The following is a 5,781-nucleotide window of genomic DNA, read 5'->3' as shown; positions in this document are numbered from 1 at the left end:
TATGCTTTTCCGCTGTGAAGTCAAGTCATTACTGACTGCCTTCGTTGAATCTTTTTTCCTGTCACCGCAACTGCGTGTCGCTGTTGCCGTGTCAGTGGAGGCGCATTATAGGGACTTCTCGGCGGCTGACAAGCTATAAATGCAAATTATTTTCCAACCGTTCAAAAACAAGCCAAAAGACACCATTCCGCACACTTCACATACAAAAAGTGAATACAACCTGAGCTCATAATGTGAAAACGGGAGCATCCGTTAACGAATGCTCCCGTTGATCGCTTACCATTTCACTCGCATTATTCTTGCCGCGCGACTATCTGTTCGCCGTCAACATCTAATGTGATCGGTTTGCCGGGTATCAATTTCCCCCCCAGCATCTGCTGAGCGAGTGGGTTCTCTATCAGTTGCTGTATCGCTCTTTTAAGCGGACGAGCACCATAGACAGGATCAAACCCGACTTCCCCAAGCATATCTAAAGCTGCATCCGTGATCGTGACACTATATCCACGCTCTTCAAGACGCTTGTACAGCCTCTGAAGCTGAATTTGTGCGATCGACGTAATATGCGCTCTTCCCAATGGGTGGAATACCACGACCTCATCGATACGGTTAATAAACTCAGGGCGGAAGCTGTGGCTGACAACTTCAAGCACCATATCTCTCATTTCGGTATAGCTGCGCTCACCAAAACGCTCCTGAATAAGGTCTGATCCCAGATTGGACGTCATGATGACCACAGTATTACGGAAGTCGACCGTTCTGCCCTGGCCATCAGTAAGGCGACCATCATCCAATACCTGAAGCAGAATATTGAACACATCAGGGTGCGCTTTTTCGATCTCATCCAGCAAAATGACCGAATAAGGACGGCGGCGTACCGCTTCCGTCAGATACCCTCCTTCTTCATAACCGACGTATCCAGGAGGCGCACCGACCAAACGTGAAACCGAATGTTTTTCCATGAACTCAGACATATCGATACGCACCATGGCGTCATCACTGTCGAAGAGGAAAGTCGCCAGCGTTTTGCAAAGTTCCGTTTTCCCTACGCCCGTTGGCCCAAGGAACAGGAACGAGCCAATAGGGCGATTCGGATCGGATAGCCCTGCCCTGCTACGACGGATAGAATTTGCTACCGCTTCAACGGCTTCGTTCTGCCCAATCACACGCTGATGCAGTTCATCTTCCATGCGTAATAATTTTTCTTTCTCACTTTCCAACATGCGAGAAACAGGAATCCCAGTCCAACGCGCCAGCACATCCGCGATTTCAACATCCGTTACTCGATTACGCAGCAAATGCATCGTTTTCCCTTCCTGCTGCGTTGCTGCTGCCAACTGTTTCTCTAGCTCAGGGATTTTGCCGTATTGCAGCTCAGACATTCTCCCCAGATCGCCCTGACGGCGAGCCTGTTCCAGCGCAATTTTCGCCTGCTCTAAAGCCGCTTTAATATTCTGTGTTCCCGTGAGTGACGCTTTTTCTGCTTTCCACTCTTCCTCTTGTTGGGAATATTCACGTTCTTTTTGGTCAAGTTCCGCGCTCAGCAATTCAAGCCGCTTTTGGCTGGCTTCATCAGATTCTTTTTTCAGCGCCTGCTGTTCCAGTTTTAACTGGATGATTCGACGCTCAAGCCGATCAAGGGGCTCTGGTTTTGAATCAATCTGAATACGAATACTGGATGCCGCCTCATCAATCAGGTCAATCGCTTTATCCGGCAATTGACGATCCGCGATATAGCGGTTAGATAGCATGGCCGCCGCAACAATCGCAGGGTCAGTAATTTGTACATGATGGTGCAATTCATAACGCTCTTTCAGCCCGCGCAGAATCGCAATCGTGTCTTCAACGGTAGGTTCAGCGATAAACACTTTCTGGAAACGACGCTCAAGGGCCGCGTCTTTTTCAATATATTGCCGATACTCATCGAGCGTTGTCGCCCCGACGCAATGCAACTCACCACGAGCCAGCGCAGGTTTTAGCATATTACCGGCATCCATCGCGCCATCGGCTTTGCCTGCCCCCACCATCGTATGAAGTTCATCAATAAACAGAATGACGCTGCCTTCCTGTTTAGACAGGTCATTGAGCACGCCTTTCAAACGCTCTTCAAATTCACCACGGTATTTCGCACCCGCCACCAGCGCGCCCATATCCAGTGAAAGCACGCGCTTGTTTTTCAAGCCTTCAGGCACTTCACCATTAACAATACGCTGTGCTAACCCTTCTACTATCGCGGTTTTACCCACGCCGGGTTCACCGATTAATACCGGGTTATTTTTGGTTCGACGCTGCAAAACCTGAATAGTGCGGCGAATTTCCTCATCACGCCCGATCACAGGATCGAGTTTGCCTTGTTCAGCACGCTCCGTGAGATCAATCGTGAATTTTTTCAATGCCTGGCGCTGATCTTCAGCACCCTGATCGTTCACTTGCTCCCCTCCTCTCACTCGATCAATCGCGTTTGTTACACCTTGCTGCGTAACCCCCGCCTTTTTCAATATATCCCCCAACGTGCCGCGAGACTCCAGCGCAGCAAGCGCGAAAAGCTCCGAAGAGATAAAGGTATCGCCACGCTTTTGCGCCAGCTTGTCACACATATTCAATACGCGGACTAACTCGCCAGAAGGCTGAACATCACCATCAGTACCTTCAACCTGCGGCAAACGTGTGATTGCCTGATCAATTTCGGTTTTCAGGTGGTTAAGATTGGCTCCAGCAACAGTCAGAAGTGGACCAACAGTTCCACCATCCTGATGAAGCAAGGCGCTCATCAAGTGAAGTGGTTCAATAAACTGGTGATCGCGCCCAAGGGCGAGAGACTGGGCATCAGCAAGAGCAAGTTGGAATTTGTTGGTAAGACGATCCAGACGCATAACACCTCCCATACACTGGTCAAAATTGCTACTGGAGATTAAATGAGGTCATCCCTCAAAAATTTCAAGGTTATTTTGCCAGTCGTGACAGGATTTAAACGTTACTTGTCTTGGATCGTCTTAATTCAATAGGTTATATCAGCCAGATTAAACTTGCCATACGGCCAGTCACACCATCACGCCGATAAGAGAAAAATTTGTGAGATTCACTCACAGTACAGGCATTTCCACCAAAAATTTGCGTTATCCCTGCGGCACGTAAGCGCAGACTTGCCAGTTGATAGATATCGGCAAAAAATTTATTTCCTTCAGGCCGAAATGCTGAGGCCGCAGCCATATCATGCTGAATAAATGCATCCCTGACTTCAGGACCGACCTCAAAGGCATCAGGCCCAATAGCAGGCCCCAGCCACGCCATAATTTGTGCGGGTTGTGCACGGAAACAGGCTAATGTTTCTTCCAATACCCCCGCGTGCAATCCCCGCCAGCCAGCATGAGCGGCAGCGACTTCATCGCCGTTGATTGCACAAAAAAGCACGGGCAAGCAGTCAGCCGTCATCACCGCACAGACTTTTCCTTTCTTATCCGTATAAGCAGCATCACCACAAACGGATGTTGGGGATGTCTCGCCAATACGAATCACATCGGTGCCATGCACCTGTTCCAACCAATGCGGCATAGTGGGAAGGCCGGCCATCCCCACCAGCGCTTGCCGATTTGCGGTAACGTGCGCAGGCTCATCGCCCACATGATTCCCTAAATTCAGCGAATCATAAGGTGCACCACTATGTCCGCCAACACGCGTCGTACTACAAGATTTCACACTTTCTGGCAAAGGCCAGTCGGGGTATATCAGCATAGTCCGTCACCTCTATAAATCGGCACTTATCGTATTGAATACATTACCAGTCGAGCTGATCCTTAAACGCTTCAGTATCGGCTTTCAGCGCATTAATCAGATCGACCATATCCTGTGGCAATTCCGCATGCCATTCCATGTGAATGCCAGTAATAGGATGGTAGAAACGCAACATGGTGGCATGCAGCGCCTGACGATCGAACCCACGGAGCGTCTCAATGAAATCCTCCGAAGCGCCTTTTGGCGGACGCGGACGACCACCGTATAGCTGATCGCCAACCAGAGGATGATTGATATGCGCCATATGCACGCGAATCTGATGGGTGCGCCCCGTTTCCAGACGCAACCGCAGACGGGTATGCGCACGGAAATGTTCCATGATGCGATAATGTGTCACGGCAGGCTTACCCATTGGGTGCACGGCCATGTGAGTACGCTTGGTTGAGTGGCGAGCGATAGGCTGATCGACCATGCCACCTGCTGTCATCGAGCCAATCGCCACGGCCTCATACTCACGAGTAATTTCACGCGCCTGTAGCGCCTCAACTAAACGCGTCTGTGCGGGTACGGTTTTCGCGACCACCATGAGCCCTGTTGTATCTTTATCAAGTCGGTGCACAATCCCGGCACGGGGCACGTCGACAATCTCAGGATAATGATGTAACAAGGCATTCAATACTGTGCCATCTGGGTTACCCGCACCGGGATGAACCACCAGATCTCTGGGTTTATTGATGACCAGGATATCCTCATCTTCATACACGATATCCAGCTTGATATCCTGAGCTTCCCAGCGTGCTTCTTCTTCAATCAATGCATCAATGGCTACCGATTCGCCGCCAAGTACTTTCTCTTTTGGCTTATTGATGACATTGCCGTTAATCTGTACTCGATTCTCAAGAATCCACTCTTTTATGCGGGATCGTGAATAATCAGGGAACAATTCGGCCAAAGCCTGATCTAAACGTTGTCCGAGTTGAGATTCGGCCACCGTTGCGGTGAGTTGTACTTGTTGTGCCATATTATGCAGCTTCTTCGTTAACGTTGGGTTTTGACGGCGACGCCGTTTAAAATAATGTACTATTGTAGCTGGTCTAAATCGGGAGCTTAACGGACAGCCTCCCGGAATAACATTCTGAGGATAATCAAAACGTCATGACGCGTATGAAATATCTGGTGGCTGCCGCCACGTTGAGCCTGGCGCTGGCTGGTTGCTCCAGCAATTCCAAAGATGCGGTTCCTGATAGTCCGCCATCTGAAATCTATGCCAATGCTCAACAAAAACTGCAGGACGGCAACTTTAAAGCAGCCATCACGCAGTTGGAAGCACTGGATAACCGGTATCCCTTTGGCCCCTACTCGCAGCAAGTACAGTTGGATTTGATCTACGCCTATTACAAATCCGCAGAGCTGCCATTGGCCCAAGCTTCTATTGACCGCTTCCTGCGACTCAATCCGACCCATCCAAACGTGGACTATGTCCTTTACATGCGCGGCCTGACCGACATGGCGCTGGATGACAGTGCATTACAGGGCTTCTTCGGCGTTGATCGTTCCGATCGCGATCCGCAGTATGCCCGTACCGCATTTCGGGATTTCAGCAAGCTCATTCAGGGATACCCGAACAGCCAATACGCCACCGACGCAAACAAGCGTTTGGTTTACCTCAAAGAGCGTCTGGCCAAGTATGAACTTTCTGTCGCGCAATACTACACGAAACGCGGCGCTTATGTGGCAGTAGTTAATCGCGTTGAGCAAATGCTGCGTGATTACCCTGATACTCAGGCAACAAAAAATGCCCTGCCGTTGATGGAAAATGCCTATCGCGAACTGCAACTGGCCGCTCAGGCGGACAAAGTCGCAAAAATCATCACTGCGAATCCAGCATAAACGACAAGTGACACACAATAATAAGACGGTAGCTTCGGTTGTAATGCCAGTCAGTTAAGCGACTGACTGGCAGTTTATCTACGGGCCTTACTGTATTTTTGGGGCCTTTCTTTTACTATTCGTGGGAAGGCCCTTTCCCTTCTTATCGGTAATTTCACCAGT

At 49.8% G+C, this 5,781-nt stretch carries 5 protein-coding genes; 1 reads left to right on the top strand and 4 read right to left on the bottom strand.

What is annotated here, in order from left to right:
- Positions 1-293 precede the first annotated feature (293 nt).
- From clpB to rluD, 3 genes are all read right to left on the bottom strand, one after another.
- A complete protein-coding gene (clpB, locus tag Q3A88_RS21460) occupies positions 294-2,870 on the bottom strand; it encodes an ATP-dependent chaperone ClpB (protein ID WP_317178623.1) in 2,577 nt (858 codons plus the stop codon).
- Positions 2,871-3,003: 133 nt separating this feature from the next.
- A complete protein-coding gene (yfiH, locus tag Q3A88_RS21455; RefSeq protein ID WP_317178622.1) occupies positions 3,004-3,729 on the bottom strand; it encodes a purine nucleoside phosphorylase YfiH in 726 nt (241 codons plus the stop codon).
- A 43-nt stretch (positions 3,730-3,772) separates the two neighbouring features.
- Positions 3,773-4,750, bottom strand: coding sequence for a 23S rRNA pseudouridine(1911/1915/1917) synthase RluD (gene rluD, locus Q3A88_RS21450; RefSeq protein ID WP_014916306.1), 978 nt, complete (start codon positions 4,748-4,750; stop codon positions 3,773-3,775).
- 134 nt (positions 4,751-4,884) lie between these two features.
- Between rluD and bamD the strand changes: the two genes are divergently transcribed.
- Positions 4,885-5,619: an outer membrane protein assembly factor BamD gene (bamD, locus tag Q3A88_RS21445; protein WP_010285959.1), complete on the top strand. Its 735-nt coding sequence runs from the start codon at positions 4,885-4,887 to the stop codon at positions 5,617-5,619.
- 74 nt (positions 5,620-5,693) lie between these two features.
- On the opposite strand, the gene Q3A88_RS21440 is transcribed toward bamD, so the two are convergent.
- Positions 5,694-5,781: hypothetical protein (locus Q3A88_RS21440; RefSeq protein ID WP_317177746.1), on the bottom strand; the 88-nt coding region annotated here is incomplete at its 5' end.

The organism is Pectobacterium sp. HCp5_1, from assembly GCF_032905925.1.
In the GTDB taxonomy this organism is placed as follows: Bacteria; Pseudomonadota; Gammaproteobacteria; order Enterobacterales; family Enterobacteriaceae; genus Pectobacterium; species Pectobacterium brasiliense_A.
This window is presented reverse-complemented; position numbering and strand designations above follow the sequence as displayed.